Source organism: Aquirufa sp. (genome assembly GCF_964796385.1).
In genome coordinates, this window is record NZ_CBAUBA010000001.1 from 1 (window position 1) to 15420 (window position 15420).

General features: G+C 40.7%; 14 protein-coding genes. 4 read left to right on the forward strand and 10 right to left on the reverse strand.

Annotated elements, in window-relative coordinates:
- Nucleotides 1-117: 117 nt before the first annotated feature.
- On the forward strand, nucleotides 118-486 hold the full coding sequence (locus tag AC1W6K_RS00005) for a DMT family transporter (RefSeq protein ID WP_481945970.1): 369 nt from the start codon (nucleotides 118-120) through the stop codon (nucleotides 484-486).
- On the opposite strand, the gene AC1W6K_RS00010 is transcribed toward AC1W6K_RS00005, so the two are convergent.
- The 9 genes from AC1W6K_RS00010 to AC1W6K_RS00050 all read right to left on the reverse strand — a co-directional run bounded on the left by AC1W6K_RS00010 (nucleotide 479) and on the right by AC1W6K_RS00050 (nucleotide 11738).
- Nucleotides 479-970: a KdsC family phosphatase gene (locus AC1W6K_RS00010; RefSeq protein ID WP_481720617.1), complete on the reverse strand. Its 492-nt coding sequence runs from the start codon at nucleotides 968-970 to the stop codon at nucleotides 479-481. The genes AC1W6K_RS00005 and AC1W6K_RS00010 overlap by 8 nt on opposite strands.
- Nucleotides 971-979: 9 nt before the next feature.
- Nucleotides 980-1780, reverse strand: coding sequence for an SDR family oxidoreductase (locus tag AC1W6K_RS00015; protein ID WP_481720619.1), 801 nt, complete (start codon nucleotides 1778-1780; stop codon nucleotides 980-982).
- Nucleotides 1780-3114 carry an aspartate aminotransferase family protein gene (locus AC1W6K_RS00020; protein WP_481720621.1) on the reverse strand — a complete coding sequence of 445 codons (1335 nt, stop codon included), beginning with the start codon at nucleotides 3112-3114 and terminating at the stop codon, nucleotides 1780-1782. Before AC1W6K_RS00020 ends, AC1W6K_RS00015 begins: the two co-directional genes overlap by 1 nt.
- A 7-nt stretch (nucleotides 3115-3121) precedes the next feature.
- Nucleotides 3122-4024: a transketolase family protein gene (locus AC1W6K_RS00025; RefSeq protein ID WP_481720623.1), complete on the reverse strand. Its 903-nt coding sequence runs from the start codon at nucleotides 4022-4024 to the stop codon at nucleotides 3122-3124.
- 5 nt (nucleotides 4025-4029) lie between these two features.
- On the reverse strand, nucleotides 4030-4884 hold the full coding sequence (locus tag AC1W6K_RS00030) for a transketolase (RefSeq protein WP_481945971.1): 855 nt from the start codon (nucleotides 4882-4884) through the stop codon (nucleotides 4030-4032).
- Nucleotides 4881-5687: a cytidylyltransferase domain-containing protein gene (locus AC1W6K_RS00035; protein WP_481720627.1), complete on the reverse strand. Its 807-nt coding sequence runs from the start codon at nucleotides 5685-5687 to the stop codon at nucleotides 4881-4883. The genes AC1W6K_RS00030 and AC1W6K_RS00035 overlap by 4 nt, the downstream gene beginning before the upstream one ends.
- Nucleotides 5677-6714 carry a hypothetical protein gene (locus AC1W6K_RS00040; protein ID WP_481945972.1) on the reverse strand — a complete coding sequence of 346 codons (1038 nt, stop codon included), beginning with the start codon at nucleotides 6712-6714 and terminating at the stop codon, nucleotides 5677-5679. The genes AC1W6K_RS00035 and AC1W6K_RS00040 overlap by 11 nt, the downstream gene beginning before the upstream one ends.
- A 185-nt stretch (nucleotides 6715-6899) precedes the next feature.
- On the reverse strand, nucleotides 6900-8486 hold the full coding sequence (locus AC1W6K_RS00045) for a SusD/RagB family nutrient-binding outer membrane lipoprotein (protein ID WP_481945973.1): 1587 nt from the start codon (nucleotides 8484-8486) through the stop codon (nucleotides 6900-6902).
- Between the two features lie 30 nt (nucleotides 8487-8516).
- Entirely contained in the window at nucleotides 8517-11738 is a 3222-nt protein-coding gene (locus tag AC1W6K_RS00050; protein WP_481945974.1) for a SusC/RagA family TonB-linked outer membrane protein, read from the reverse strand.
- A gap of 246 nt (nucleotides 11739-11984) precedes the next feature.
- Between AC1W6K_RS00050 and AC1W6K_RS00055 the strand changes: the two genes are divergently transcribed.
- The 3 genes from AC1W6K_RS00055 to AC1W6K_RS00065 are packed head-to-tail and all read left to right on the forward strand — an operon-like array spanning nucleotide 11985 to nucleotide 14915.
- Nucleotides 11985-12716 (forward strand): HAD family hydrolase, encoded by a 732-nt coding sequence (locus AC1W6K_RS00055; protein ID WP_481945975.1) that lies wholly within the window; start codon nucleotides 11985-11987, stop codon nucleotides 12714-12716.
- Nucleotides 12703-13860, forward strand: a complete 1158-nt coding sequence (locus tag AC1W6K_RS00060) for a TIGR03364 family FAD-dependent oxidoreductase (RefSeq protein ID WP_481945976.1) — start codon at nucleotides 12703-12705, stop codon at nucleotides 13858-13860. Before AC1W6K_RS00055 ends, AC1W6K_RS00060 begins: the two co-directional genes overlap by 14 nt.
- Complete coding sequence (locus tag AC1W6K_RS00065; protein ID WP_481945977.1) at nucleotides 13857-14915, forward strand: alkaline phosphatase; 1059 nt, start codon at nucleotides 13857-13859, stop codon at nucleotides 14913-14915. The genes AC1W6K_RS00060 and AC1W6K_RS00065 overlap by 4 nt, the downstream gene beginning before the upstream one ends.
- Here AC1W6K_RS00065 and AC1W6K_RS00070 read toward each other — a convergent pair.
- Nucleotides 14906-15346, reverse strand: coding sequence for a GNAT family N-acetyltransferase (locus tag AC1W6K_RS00070; protein WP_481720641.1), 441 nt, complete (start codon nucleotides 15344-15346; stop codon nucleotides 14906-14908). The two genes, AC1W6K_RS00065 and AC1W6K_RS00070, sit on opposite strands and share 10 nt — an antisense overlap.
- Nucleotides 15347-15420 lie beyond the last annotated feature (74 nt).

The window sequence follows — 15420 nt, forward strand, 5'->3', positions numbered from 1 at the left end:
AAACTTCAAAGAAGCCAATTCATTGGGGATTGTACTATGAGTTTCCTAAAAATTATTTTGCCCAACACCTATACGCCTTTTACAGATGGACTTTTCAAGCCAAAGAAAAAATAAAAAATGATGACTAAAGCTTGGGTATTTCTATATGCTGCGGCAATCTTTGAAACAGGCTGGACATACGCCTTAAAATTTTTAAGTTTTTCAGACTTGAAAACCGCGTGGAGTTTGCAAGAAAATTTAGGCAAAGCCAGCCTTCCATTTATAGCCTATGTATTATTCGGAGGGGCCAATATTTATTGCCTATCTGAAGCGCTAAAGGAAATTCCCACGGCAACGGCCATCGCAATTTGGACAGCGGTTTCTTTAGTATTAATAAAAATTTGTGATGTGTACTATTTCAAAATACCTACTAGCTACCCAGAGTTAGTTTTCATGGCACTGATTGTCATCGGTATTATTGGCATGAAGCAATATTCCGCTAGTTAATCCCTTTCGCTTCTAAAATCATTTCCGCCATTTCGCGAAAACAGCCCGCACCACCAGGTAAAGACAAGACCACATCGGCTTGTTTTTTCACTTGGGCTAACGCGTCAGATGGGCAAAAAAATACGCCCACAAACGGACGAACAACTAGGTCATTCACATCATCTCCGATATAAGCAATTTCATTTGGCTTTATTTGTAAGCGTTCAATAATTTCCGCCAAAACACGTTCTTTATCCTTAATGCCTAAATGCAATTCCGTGATCGCCAATTTCGAGGCACGCTGTTTCACAGATGGAGACATTTCCCCTGTTATTATACCAGTTGGAACTTGAGCAAACTTTCGCAAACGCTCCACACCCATTCCATCCCGAATATTGAATTTTTTTAAAACCTCCCCTGTTTCTCCGTAGTAAACACCCCCATCAGTCAAAACCCCATCGCAATCGGTCAATACCAATTTAATCGCAGCTAATCGCTCTTGCATATTCATCAGTTATATACTTGTAAATCCTCCATCCACAACCAAATTCGCTCCCGTCATATAAGCGGAAGCATCACTCGCCAAAAACACCAAAGCACCCGCATAATCCGTTATTTTCGCCATCCTCCCCAAAGGCGTTTTTTTCGCATATTGTTGTTGGAAAAAATCCGCCTGCCCATTCTCCACGCCACCCGGCGAAAGCGTATTTACGCGAATTCCTTTATCTCCCCAATACGCAGCCAAATAGCGTGTAAAATTAATCACCGCCCCTTTTGTCGTTGGATATGCAGGGGTCTTAAAAAACAATTGCTCCCCAGCTTCATTCCGATATAGCTGCTGATCCGGACCTACCATCCCGTACGTCGACGCAATATTAATGATGCTGCCTCCAGAAGCAAGCATCAATTTGCCGAATTTTTGGGATACCAAAAATAACCCCATCACATTCACCTCCCAAGATTTTTGAAATAATTCAACCGGGTAATTTTCAAAAGATGACATGGCTAGTACATCTGCCGACTCCTGGAAATGGTCATTGATCGCAGCATTATTTACTAAAATATCGATGCGACCCAAGCTACTTTGGATTTTAGCGGCGGCAGATTCTACGGATGGTTCACTGCGGATATCCATCGCCAAAGCGATTGCATCATGGCTAAGAAAAGCCGCATATTCAGCACAAGCTTGGGCGTTCAAATCCGCAACAATGACGCGTGCTCCCGCATCACGAAGCGCCACACAATGTGCCTTTCCAATGAGGCCTAATGCGCCAGTTACCAAAGCAATCTTACCCGTTAAATCAAAAAGCTCCATTAGATTCTTGGCTTAATATTATGATCCGTTACTTTACGAAATACTGCTTCCAATACCTCCCCTTTCAACAAAATCTGAACATTGTCCGCTTCGATTGCCTCTTTCAACCGCGGTAAAATTTCAGCATATGCGCTCAACGTATATTCCATGTCCTCCTGCGTATGACTGTAACACATGTTGTGAAAACCGCCCCACAAAATTCCTTTTTGCAAAAGCTCCTGTTGCATAAATGTTTTCAATATCAAAGCATCTTGACCAGGTGCTTGATAGGTGAGCATGCTCCGACAAGGATAACCAACACAAGACGTGATGTGATGCATTCCTAAATCTTTGGCTAACTGGTTATAAGAATCTTGCATAAAAGCACCTTTGATCGCCAAGACTTCTGGAACTTGATGTGTTTCCATAAATTCAATCGTTGCCATGGAAGCGGCTAACGAAAGTGCTTCACCACCAAAAGTCGTAAAAGAGAAAACTTCGTTGTCAAATAAAGACATAACATCCGTTCGCCCTGTCAAAATCGCTAATGGCATTCCATTCGCACACGCTTTCGAATACGTTGCCAAATCTGGCTTTACACCAAAATATTCTTGAGCTCCACCCATAGCAATTCGAAACCCCGACCACATCTCATCGAAGATTAATAAAGTCCCGTTCGCTTGACAAATTTCAGCCAATTCTTGCAAGAATCCTTCTTGTGGTTTTTCAAAAATAAATGGCTCCAAAATGACGCAAGCAACCGTTTCGTCAAGCGCATTTTTGATTGATTCGATGTCATTAAATGCAAACGTAAAGCTCAAGTTTTTCAATGCTTCTGGGATCCCTTTACCTCTTGATGTGATACCGATGTACCAATCATGCCACCCGTGATATCCGCAGCAAAATACTTTATCTCGGCCTGTAAATGCGCGCGCGACACGAACTGCCGCAGAGGTGACATCTGCTCCCGTTTTGCTGAATTTCACAGCCTCCGCATTAGGAATTATTTGTTTGATTTTCTCGGCTAGTTCTACTTCCAATGGATGCATTAATGAAAACGTAATGCCATCTTTTAATTGCTCTTGAATTGCGTTGTCAATTTCTGGGATACAATAACCCAAAGACAAGGGTCCAATGCCCATGTTAAAATCGATGTACTCATTTCCATCCACATCCCAAACACGTGCACCTTTCCCTTTTTTCAGGTAGACGGGCGCTACTCCTTTTGAGAATTGGCCAGGGCCTTTCGCCAACGTTTGCGTGATCGGGTGCTGTACCTGCAAACCTCGTTGGTACAAAGCCTGGGACTTTTCAATCTGAGGTAATTGGGCATTAAATTCAACATGATTTGCCATGGATTCTCTAGTTTAATTTCAAGGTTTTTATTTGTTCTACTAATCCTGCCGGATCTAATTTTTCATACGCTAATACTTCGTTGAGTCTACCTGGCTTAAACCATTTAGCGTCAAAGCCAATCGGTGAAACAGGAATTTGTAAGCCTGCCCGCACTAAAAATTCAGCTACAATACTGAATAAACCACCTGTAATAAAGTGATCTTCAATCGTGATTAACTGATTCGTATTTCCAATCAAGTCGCGTATCGCCTGCTCATCCAAAGGCTTAAGGCTTCGCATATTAATCAAGCCTACTTCCAATCCTTCCGCTTCCAATAGTGCTTTGGCATGAAAGCATTGTTCAAACATAAACCCATACGTTAAGATGGTTAAATCTTTTCCCTTTGAAATAACTTCGGCTTTACCCGCTTCGTAAGGTGCGTGTTTGTAAACGGCGGGAAGTGTAGAAATTCGCACATAACTTGGATGAGGGCTTGCCCAAATACTCGGTAACATTTGAACCAAATCTTCCGCATCCGCTGGTGCAAAAACTTCCATACCCGGAATGCCGCGCATGATGGAAACATCCTCGATAGCTTGATGAGTAGGACCGTTACCATCAGACAAAACACCGGGAATGAAACTGCTCATTTTAACAGGCAGATTTGCGATGCCTACGGATGTACGTGTGAATTCAAATGCGCGCATAGTTAAGAATGCCGACAGCGCATGAACGACCGGGATTCTTCCGCGTAATGCCAAACCCGCGGCAGCACCTAACATCGTTTGTTCGGTAATACCAGTATCGATAAAACGATCGCCTAGGGCTTGTGGTAGATTGCGAACCAACGCGCGGTTTTCAGCTGTCATGACGACAAAGCGTTCATCCGCAAGGGCAGTCTCTTTTAATAATTCTTCGTATGTTATCATAACTATTATCTTACTACAAGCGTCTCCGCCGTTAATGTCGCTTGACTAATTTGATGTAATTCATCCATTAATGATTGAATTTCTGCCGATGAGAAATTACAGAACCAGCGATCTGAACGCGCTTCGATAGAAGGTAAACCTTTCCCGCGAACGGTATCGCAAATTATGACATGAGGTCCTGGAACCGTATTTGTCATTTCAAATGCCTGTTCAAGTTGGGTGAAATCATGCCCATTCACCCGCTGCGTTTGCATTCCAAAAGCTTTAAATTTATCAACCAAAGGTTCCAACGGAATTAAATCCTCCGTAGCCATGTTGGCCTGAAATTGATTCCGATCAATCACAAAAATCAAATTAGTTAGCTTATGTGCGTTCGCTACCAAAAAAGCTTCCCAACAAGAACCTTCGTTTAATTCACCATCGCCCATGACGCAAACCACGCGATTAGCGGTCTTGGAAATTTTCATATCCATCGCAACGCCAATGGAAACTGCAGGCAACTGCCCCAAGGACCCTGAATGAAATTCGACACCAGGAATTTGACGGTTCGGATGCCAATAAATATGATCGGTGGTAGATAGATGATTTGCGAGTCTATCAGATTCTATCCAGCCTAACTCAGCAAAAATGCCGTAAAGCGCCGGGACATCATGGCCTTTGGAAAGAAAAAGATAATCCCTTTTCGAATCAGTTAAATTCGATTTATCAATATTTAAAAAAGATGTGTACAAGTAGGTCAACACATCCACTGCTGAAAGTGAAGCACCTAAAAAACATCCTCCCTCCGTAGCCATCGGAATAATGCGTTCACGGACTTTTAAAGCAAATGCTTGTAATTCAGTTTGCGAGTCTTGGTTCATAATACTTGCTTGGTTTGTTCGGGAGTAATTGTTTTCAACTCCGCTAGGTGATTACGATACCAATTTACTCCCGCTAAGGAGCGATTAATTCGTAAAATTGAAGGTTCAAAAGTGAGTAAATCCAATATATCCCGTAAATTAAAATGAGGATTAAGTGGGTATAGTCGGTTGTAAACAGCTTCGATAAATGTTAAATCTTCTGGATAATCTAAGGTAAAGCGATGACTCATTTCGTAGTTTAGCCCCGTTTCCCATAACACATTTCCAATACGAAATTGGTCAAGATTCTCCCAAAAATAGGGGGTTGTATGTTCTCTTTCTAACGGCTTTTTTGCTTCCTTCCAAGCTGTTTCTAAGGCACAGAAAGACATCACTTCTACGTCGTTCCCATCCGGATATGATTGTGGATGCAAATTGCTTACATAATCAAATTGAGCTTGATTTTTGATGTAATATCCGATAACACGGTCAATGACAGCAGGATCAATCAACGGGCAATCTGACGGTATTTTAACAATGTGCTTCGCATTAAAATGTTTGGCGGCCTGATAATGCCTATCTAATAAATCCGTTAGTGAACCGCGAAAAACCGTGTACCCCTCAAGCTCACAAATCTCAGTTAGGACATCATCCTCAGGTTGATCAGATGTAATAACCACCAGATTAAATTGCCATTTGCTTTGCTTGATCCGTTCAAGTTGATGAAAAAGAATGGGCTTATCTTGAACCCATTTCAATACCTTGCCAGGCAGCCGAGTAGAACTCATGCGTGCTTGAACAAATATGGATAAATCAGTTTGCATAATTCGATTCGAAATTGGCATAAAGACTCAACCGATTTATAAACATTTCTTTGGGGCCTGTATGCAACAAATAATCCCGGCAAATGGTCGCAATGTGTTCGGCTGAATTTCCCCCATTTTGAATTGGAAGTAAAGATTTCAACTCCTCTATATCAAAATACGAGTGTACCGGTTTTCCTAATGCAATGCCCGCATAAACCACCGTTGAATACTGTGTAATTAATTCCGAACAGTTGGCAATCATTTCATTAGTTACGCCATCAGAATAAATTAAAGTATCATCCGGACAAACCGATTTGATCTCACGAACGGCACGCGATATTTGTTCATTCGGATGCAACTTGATCAGTAATCGTCTGCCTGCTGCGATGTCAACACACGATTGTAAAAATGCCAAACGATCCTCATTTCGATAGGTTTCGCGCATGTCAGAGGTCGCAACCATCACATAGTCTTGGTATGGGAAATCATTTTGCCGAAATTGCTCTAGATTATCATAATTAGGAATCCCCGTGACGACAACTTTGGAGGCATCCGTACCATGCTGAATAATATAATCTCGATAACCCGTGGAGGCAGCACAATAGATATCACATAAGTTAGAAGTACCATTTAACGAAGTTCCTATACTTAAATACCTAGGTAGCTTTAATCGTTTTATCAACTTACTAATATTCGTAAATGGATCAATCATACCTTCTTGTACCCAAATAGTTTTTATTCCCTTAAACTTGCTAGGGAATAATAAATCTGAGCAAAAAACAATCAAATCATAGGAGTTTTTAAGTGCTTGATAATCCAAACGCATTCCTTTGGATTTCATATACTCCTCTGCTTTATTTCGTAAAGGCAAACCCATCACTGTATTATCTAATATCCCTTTCTTAATTGCATAGGAGATAATTGGATTATCTGAAAAGTACTGGCTAAACAAACAATCAAATTCAGTCAAATGCGAAGCAATTTGCTGCATTTGGGTTGTTTGATTCATAGAACCTGTCAAAAATAAAATACGTTGAGATTTCATGATTCTATTAACAATTAGGTAAAAGTAAGTTAGCCATATCTTAATTTGAAGTCACTTACCAGGATTTAACACTTAGTTAATAAGTAGATAATATTTCAATTACCTAAACCGTCTTAAAAAAAGTGGCGGAACAAAGTCCCGCCACTTATTAAAAACCCTTAATCAACGTTTGAAAAACCTAAACCTTATTTAATCAACCACATTTGGTCGTTAATATCATCTCTGCCACCATATTGACTATCAATGGCTGCTTTGTAATTCGTTGCATTAGCCGTTCTTTCTGTTCCTGGATAAATCCAACGCAAAGCGATGCGATTGGAGTTTCCATTACCCACTCCTGTAGAGAACGCTGGAAATCCTGTTCTTCTCCAGTTAAAGTATGCTTCCATACCTGAGTTCATGAAGAAAGCCGCATATTTTTGAGAAACGATTTTCTCAATAGCTGTAGCCGCATCGTATTTTACTGACGATTGCGCATAGAACGTATTGAAGTTAAAGTTCACCGTATATTTCACTAATTCAGAAGCATCACGTGCACCAGACTTCGAATAAGTCATCGTATTAGAACCTTCCGCGATACCATAAAACGACTGAGAAGCCTTGATCCCTTTAACGTACCAATCTTCCGCAGAACCTGAAGCCCATCCACGTGCATATCCTTCAGCAATGTTGAAACATAATTCAGGATACCCTACGATGAACGTATTTTCACCCGTATAAGTTTGGTAGTAACGCGCACGATTTTGGAATGAGTAGATACCTGGGGCAAATCCTGGACCATTTGACAAACCTGCATTTCTTGCCATGTCATCGATGTTATCACCTGACCCTGCTCCGCGGTAAGCCGTGAAGTCTGATGCTAATTTACCAGCCTTCAAATCAGCACCCGCAGGCTCGCAAGTAGCCATTACGCGTGGGTCTTGTGTTTTAACTAAAAAGCCAACATACGTAGAAGCCATATTTTGACGTGTTGCATCAAAACCAAAGTTGTCTGGATTAGAAGGATACTTATTGAAGTTATTCCAAACAAATTGCAATGACTCTGCATTCGACCCAAACAATGGATATTTCGATGGATTTCCTATCATCTCAGCGAACTTCGTCTTAACGCCTAATTCCGCATCCGTATCTTTCTTTGATAACGTTATCAAAACACGTAAGCGATACGCGTTAACCACTTTTTGCCACTTTTTCAAATCACCATTGAAATAAAAATCACCCGAGATCGTCTCTCCTTTGGCAGCCAAAGCTGTCATATCACTATTCGCATCATCTAACCACTTCAAGATTTGTGTATAGATAACTTTTTGTGAATCGTATTTGGGAGCTGTATTTTCAATTCCTTTTAACGCTTCTGTCATCGGTAAATCTCCTACACGCTTCGACATTTGATCGAAGAAATACGCTCGGAAGAACTTACCTAAAGCCGAGTAGCCATTCACATCGGCTAAACCTAATTTCTTTGCTTCCTGCTCCATTTTAACAACGTTTTTCAAGGTTGTATATTGGTTTGGCATTTGCCCTAAGTTATACTCATTATTTGCATAATAGTTATAATTAGAGCAATAGAACTGATTGTAACGCATATCCCCAGAGAATGGACGACCATTATCGTTCATCACGTTCATTTCAATAGACTGTAAAACTAAAGATGCAGGAACTTGTACCGCACGGTTAGAGTCTTTCTCCAACTGGTCAAAGGTCTTCTCACAACTGCTTAATGCAATTACAGAGAAACTAAATATGCCTAAAATTATATGTTTGATTTTCATTGCTTGAATCATTTATTAAAATGAAGATTATTAGAATACTAAGTTTAAGTTAACACCATAGCTTCTTACCGATGGAGTTTGAGTACCTGTAGCCCCATCCGTCAAGTACTGAGACAAATCAGTATCTTTTGCTTCAGCGAAGTACAATAGGTTACGTCCGACGAAAGAAACGTTCGCGCCAGAAACTGACTTCCCGAACCACGTAGATGGAAGCTTAACACCTACCACAACTTCTTTTAACATTCCGAATGAACGGCTCATTAAGTTTCCTTCGTTCGTATTATAGTAACGACCTACGTAATCTTGTACATACGTCTTGACCGTGTTAGGCGCAAATTGCAATTCAGAGAAGTTCGTCACCTTTCCATTTACATCATATTTGATCGCTACGTTATTCGAAACAACTACACCTTGACCAACAAATGCTTTCACACCTAAAGCGTCTTGTGGACGAGCTTCAGCGAAAATACCTTGTGTGGTTCCGATGTGACGACCACCACGGTACGTTTGTTGTTGCGTATAGTTAATGATTTTACCACCAATACGACCATCAAATAAGAAGCTTAAGCTTACATTCTTGTACGTAAACTTATTATTCAAACCGAAAACAAAATCCGGGTTAGCATTACCAAGATATTGAGATTGCGTTCCCGTTAATCTTTCTGGAATTCCCGCTTTCGTATTAATGATTTCGCCTGCAGGTGTACGAACAAAAGCTGAACCATAAATTTTATCTGTACGATCCCCTACTTTTAAGAAGGTATTTAAGTTCGTGATACCTGGATAAATTTCCGTTAACGTCTGCTGAAAAGTAGAGTAGTTCGCTAATACATCCCAGCTAAAGTCGGCCGTTTGAACTGGTGTCCCTGTTACTGAAATCTCATATCCTTTCTTCTGCGTCTTGATACCATTCACTAAAGCTGACGTATAGCCTGAAGTAGATGAGATTGGCAATGAGAAGATCGAAGGACCATCATTCGAGATAAAATAAGCAACATCGATTCCGATGCGGTTTTTCATTAAACGTAAGTCCATACCAAATTCCGTCTGAGAAGTCTCTGAAGGATTCAAGTTTGGATTGCTCAATTCGTTACCGAACGTTGCACCTGTTTGGTTATTGTAAAAGAAACCTGTCGAGTATACCGTGTTGTTTTGGTAAGATGGACCATCGTAAGGAGAGTTATAGTTTTCACCTGAATACGTTCCTACGCGGTTATCAATCGTAGATGATGTCAAACCATCCTTCACGTTTGCAAATGAACCACGGAATTTCAAGAAAGAAACTACCTCCGGTAAATTTACGTAATCAGATAAAACGGTTACCGCTCCAAATGAAGGATAAAAGAACGAGTTCTTTCCTGCCGGTAATGTGGACAATTTATCAACACGTCCTGTAGCAAATACCGTTACGTATTTCTTGTAAGAAAAGTCAGCCGAGTAATAGGCTGAAAGCACATTCATGTCAGACCCGAAATTGCCCACTTGAACAGGCAACGCTGAATTTGAGAAGTTGTATAAACCTGGAACGTTCAAATAGTTCGTTGACGCGAATATCGACTTATATTGAAAAACACGTTGAGATGCCCCCGCATTAATCTTGGTATTAAAGCCAGGTAAGATATCCTTATCAAACGTCAATAATAATTCCGTATTGTTTTCAAATAAATTACGACGATCCTCGCGGTAATCACCACGACGCTCATCGCGACCATAGGTACCTGCCGAATAAGGGAATTTCTCGGTACGTACCATATCCCAAGTTGTTACTTGCGTACGTGCTAACAAGTTCAAGTTTTCATTAAACGTATACCGTAATGAAGCTTGACCTACAATATCTGTCTTGTAATGCGAACGCAACCACTCGTAAGACATAAAATACGGATTATTGTATCGTTGGTACTCCGCATAGATTTGCTGAACACCTTCTTTACCTTTTTGCCAGTAATTACGCATGTCATCCATGTTCCAGTCAGCACCTGCCCAATAAACGATATTATAAATAATCGAGTTAGGACCGTAATTTACGTCTGGAATGTTTGGTGTGTATTGACGGTTATACTGTAAGTTCGACTCAAATTTCAATTTGTTAGAGAATTTGTAATCAGCTGTTACGTTAAAGTTCGTCATGTTCAATTGGGTATTAGGAACAATACCTTTTTGATAAATATGAGACGTAGAAAAACGCAAGTTGTATTTATCACCAGTCGCTGCTACTGAAATATTATTTGTAGAAAGAAGTCCTGGCTCTAAGAAACGCTTTAAGTTATCCTTACCACGAGCAACCCATGGAGTACCTGAACGTTTGCCTGTGATTGGGTCAACTGGAGAATCGTATTGTGGTATTAATTGGCCATTAAAACGTGGACCCCAACCACCATCGTAGTCACCATCATTTAATCCGCCACCTTTACCATCACCGAAAGCATAGTTACCGTGATCACCAGGGCCGTACTCATCTTGTACTTTAGGAATCGCGTAGAATCCACCTTGAACTTGAGTAGATGAATTAACCTCTACGGAGAATCCACGCTTGTCAGCAGAACCACGTTTCGTTGTGATTAAGATCGCTCCGTTCTTTCCACGGAAACCGTAAAGTGCAGATGCCGAAGCTCCTTTTAATACGGAATACGTTTCGACATCATCTGGAGAAATATTCCATGTATCTGAGTTGATCGGCACACCATCTACTACGTATAAAACTGTGGAGCTACCACGCAAAGAAATATTGGGTTTGCGTAATAATTCTGGCTGAGATCCAATTGTCAAACCCGCTACGCGACCTGATAATGCATTGATTGCATTGGGCTCACGCGCTTTGATCGTTGAAGCTCCGTCGACCGACTGAATCGCCACACCAATTTTACGTACATCTTTCTTGATACCCAAGGCAGTAACAACTACTTCTTGAAGTTGCTTTGCATCAGTTGCTAGAACAATTGTCAATTCTGATTGACTACCTACATTGACCTCCTTCGTTGCAAACCCAATCATGGAAATTTGCAATATTCCGTTCGCAGGAACATTGACACTAAAATTACCATCCGCATTGGAATTTGTACCTACTTTAGTGCCTTTAACTAAAATGGATGCACCTGGAATTGCCGACTGGTCATCTTGTGCGATCACGCGGCCTTTCACTGACCGCGACTGTCCTTGAGCAATCGAAGTCGTTAGTTGTAAAAAAAGCAAAACAAGCCATGCCGACTTGAAGAAGCTATTTTTTACACATTTTTTTAATAGAAGTGTGTTCATAAAATTGTTTGATTTTAAATTTGATGTAAAACTACGTGTACCAAATGAGGCAGGAATAAGAAGATAAATATGAAATTGTAAAAAAAAACCACGCTAGATTACCAAAACATTACGTTTTCCATTAATTCATTTTTGGGCATTATAAAATCTTTGAATTGTTCAAATAAAAATGATTTATGATTTGTTTATACGCCCATAATATGTCTTTAACATTAGCTTTAGAACTTAGCACAAATCTTACTAGATATGAATCCCATAAAATTGGTTATTCTCGACATGGCTGGAACGACAGTACTTGACAATCATGAGGTCGAGCATTGCTTTAAATTAGCCGCTCAGAAAAATGGTTTGCTGGCGAGTGATGAACGTATTTTGGCCCTTCAAGGCTATGCCAAATTAATGGTATTTCGCATGCTTTGGGAAGAGCAATTGGGTCCAGCAGATTCGAGCGTCGAGTCACGTGCCCAACAATCCTATCAAGATTTTACATTGATTTTAGAAAATCACTACAGAACAAATCCAATTTCCCCAACGGAGGGCTGTTTGGAATTATTTGATTATTTGCATCAAGAAGGAATTACCATTGCATTAACCACCGGATTCTATCGTAAAGTGGCCGACATTATCCTAGCTAAATTAGGTTGGGGGCAAACATTGAATGGCAATTTTATGAACCTCCAAAATAAATCAGGTATTCATATTTCAATCACACCTGATGAAGTTGGCGGTGAAGGAAGACCTTCCCCCAAGATGATTGAATACGCCATGAAACAAGCGGGGGTATTGGACAGATCCCAAGTGATAAATGTGGGTGATACCCCCGTGGATTTACTATTTGGAAAAAATGCAAACGTACGTCTAGCCTTGGGCGTTTGTAATGGTACGCACACCCGAGAGCAATTGAGCGCATATCCCAATGATGGACTGCTAGACTCAATCGTTGATTTAATTGATATAATCGAACATGCTAAAAAGTAAAAAATACGACCTAATTATTATTGGCGGAGGCGTAATAGGCACGTTTTGTGCGTACCATGCCTTACGCAAAAAAAAATCCGTTTTATTGATTGAAAAAGACGAAATCCCTTTCGAGGCGAGCTTTCGAAATTTTGGCCAAGCCGTCCCTTCAGGACAATCGCTAATTAAATGGTTTGACTATGGCCGAAAATCCTTACAAATTTACAAGGATCTTCAAGACCTAACTGACATTTCTCTAGTGAAAAACGGATCTTGGTACCTCGCTTCAGATGACCAAGAAATGGGGCTGATAGAAGAATTAGGCCAATTATTCAAAGAGCGGGACTACACAAATCGCATATACACATCCGCAGATTGCCTCAAAATAAACCCACATATTAATTCAGATTATGTGAAAGGCGGCATGTTTTTACCGGATGAAGCTTCCCTAAATCCACTCGTCATGGTGCATCGCGTTCGCGCATTTTTAATCCATGAAATGGGACTTCATTTTATGCCAAATACAGCCGTTATCGATGTGGAAAAAAAACGTGGAATAGCCAAATTAGTTACATCGAAAAATGAAACGATTTGGTCTGATCACATCATCGTAGCGAATGGCCGAGATACCCAGTTTTTACTGCCCGAACACTATAAAGAAGATGAGCTAAAAATAAGCAAATTGCAAATGATGCGGTTGGCGCCTCAAGCGAAAATACTGAAGTCTAATATACTTACTGGACTTACCATTCGGCGATACGAAAGCTTTCATTCGTGTCCTTCGTATTCAAAAATTACCGCTACTGCGCACCAACAAAAACTTCAGGCAGCCGGCATTCATATCCTGTTCAAACAAGCAGATGACGGATCCATCATATTAGGTGATTCGCATGAATATGCCCCGGCACACAAACAATCCCAATTTGGATTTGAAATCTCAACGGAAATCAATGAGCTCATGTTGGCCGAGGCGAAAAAAATTCTCAAACTAGAAAATTGGACGGTTGATTCTTCGTGGGCAGGCTATTACTTACAAAGTACCACAGGGGATGTCTTTACCAAAACGGTAGACGATGTCATTCACATCATCAACGGAATCGGAGGAAAAGGGATGACGACCAGCCCTGGATTTACGGCTGAATATATTCAAAATTTATACGCATGAAAAAATTAATTCTATTAATGCTAAGCTTTTCTAGCGCGGCATTTGCTCAAAATAAGCCTAAAAACATCATTTTTATGGTGGGCGATGGCATGGGTGTAAGTCAAATTTATGCTGGCTTAACGGCAAATAAGGGGCATTTAAACCTGGAGCAAGTGAAGGTAATCGGCTTTCATCGAAACCAAGCATCTGACAATTATGTAACGGATTCTGCCGCAGGAGCCACGGCTTTTGCAACTGGAAAGCAAACCTATAATGGAGCGATTGGTTTAGATTCCTTGAAGCAACCGAGCGTGACATTATTGGAATTAGCCGAACAAAAAGGATTATCCACCGGTCTTGTTACTACCTGCGACATAACTGATGCAACGCCCTCATCATTCATTGCACACCAATTGAAACGTTCCATGCATGAAGAAATCGCAGCCGATTTTTTGAAAACTGATGTAGATGTAGTTATTGGCGGGGGGCGTAAATTCTTTGAAAAGCGTGTAGACAAACGAAACTTATTAGACAGTTTACGTAAAAAAAATTATCAGGTTCTCGGTGACATCCAATCGATGGCTTCTGTTCATCAGGGAAAATTGGTCAACCTATACGCGGATGAAAACCCCGTCAAAATGTCGGAAGGCCGTGGCGATGCTTTATTAAAGTCAACACAAAAAGCGATTGAACTAGTTAGTACAAATAAAAAAGGATTTTTTGTATTGATCGAAGGGTCTCAAATTGATTGGGGTGGACATGCAAACGACGCACCATATGCAATCGCAGAAATGATTGATTTTGACTCATCGATCGGTTGGGTCCTCGACTTTGCGCGCAAAAACAAGGAAACACTCGTTGTCATTACGGCCGACCATGAAACAGGTGGAATGGCGCTGATGGGCGGAAATATGAAAACGGGCGAGGTAAATGCGGCTTTTACAACCAAAGGCCATACAGGTCAAATGATTCCTGTGTTTGCTTTCGGTCCTGGAGCGGATGACTTTTCCGGAATTTATCATAATTATGACTTATTTACGAAAATGCGTTTGGCCCTCCGATTAGGTCAAAAATAGATTGTAAATTTTTCATGTGAATTTCGAAAGCCCACGGATTGATAAAATGCATGGGCTTCTTTTCGTCGTTTATTGGAGGTCACCTCCAAGGACTTCGCTCCTCTTCGATGAACTTCTTCCCGTACTTGATTAATGAGCGCTCGCCCGATTCCTTTCCCTTGCTCGGCCATAGTGACAATCAATTCCTGAATTTCAAATACCATTCCTTGATGGTGTAGAAGTCGGTGCCCCCGACAAGAAATAAATGCCAACAGATGACCAGCATTATTTTCGGCAACATACATCAAGGAATTTGGATCAAGTAGATAGTCATGGAAAATAGACGCAAAAATAGCGGCATCAGAATTGGTATTTTCAAGCTCGTCAACAAGTAGTTTAATCCCCTGAATATCCGTTATTTCTACTAAGCGTATTTGTATGTCGTTTGGCATATTAAGGAATTATTATGGACGGGTAAACATGTCTTTAAATAAGTCTAGAATCATTTACATGCCCCTATTATCTA

Excerpts from the sequence above, each read along its gene's own strand:
- AC1W6K_RS00010 (WP_481720617.1), bottom strand. The coding sequence starts at position 970 with ATGCAAGAGCGATTAGCTGCGATTAAATTGGTATTGACCGATTGCGAT.
- AC1W6K_RS00020 (WP_481720621.1), bottom strand. The coding sequence starts at position 3,114 with ATGGCAAATCATGTTGAATTTAATGCCCAATTACCTCAGATTGAAAAG.
- AC1W6K_RS00065 (WP_481945977.1), top strand. The coding sequence starts at position 13,857 with ATGAAAAAATTAATTCTATTAATGCTAAGCTTTTCTAGCGCGGCATTT.
- AC1W6K_RS00050 (WP_481945974.1), bottom strand. The coding sequence starts at position 11,738 with ATGAACACACTTCTATTAAAAAAATGTGTAAAAAATAGCTTCTTCAAG.
- AC1W6K_RS00005 (WP_481945970.1), top strand. The coding sequence starts at position 118 with ATGATGACTAAAGCTTGGGTATTTCTATATGCTGCGGCAATCTTTGAA.
- AC1W6K_RS00055 (WP_481945975.1), top strand. The coding sequence starts at position 11,985 with ATGAATCCCATAAAATTGGTTATTCTCGACATGGCTGGAACGACAGTA.
- AC1W6K_RS00060 (WP_481945976.1), top strand. The coding sequence starts at position 12,703 with ATGCTAAAAAGTAAAAAATACGACCTAATTATTATTGGCGGAGGCGTA.
- AC1W6K_RS00040 (WP_481945972.1), bottom strand. The coding sequence starts at position 6,714 with ATGAAATCTCAACGTATTTTATTTTTGACAGGTTCTATGAATCAAACA.
- AC1W6K_RS00045 (WP_481945973.1), bottom strand. The coding sequence starts at position 8,486 with ATGAAAATCAAACATATAATTTTAGGCATATTTAGTTTCTCTGTAATT.
- AC1W6K_RS00030 (WP_481945971.1), bottom strand. The coding sequence starts at position 4,884 with ATGAACCAAGACTCGCAAACTGAATTACAAGCATTTGCTTTAAAAGTC.
- AC1W6K_RS00035 (WP_481720627.1), bottom strand. The coding sequence starts at position 5,687 with ATGCAAACTGATTTATCCATATTTGTTCAAGCACGCATGAGTTCTACT.
- AC1W6K_RS00070 (WP_481720641.1), bottom strand. The coding sequence starts at position 15,346 with ATGCCAAACGACATACAAATACGCTTAGTAGAAATAACGGATATTCAG.
- AC1W6K_RS00025 (WP_481720623.1), bottom strand. The coding sequence starts at position 4,024 with ATGATAACATACGAAGAATTATTAAAAGAGACTGCCCTTGCGGATGAA.
- AC1W6K_RS00015 (WP_481720619.1), bottom strand. The coding sequence starts at position 1,780 with ATGGAGCTTTTTGATTTAACGGGTAAGATTGCTTTGGTAACTGGCGCA.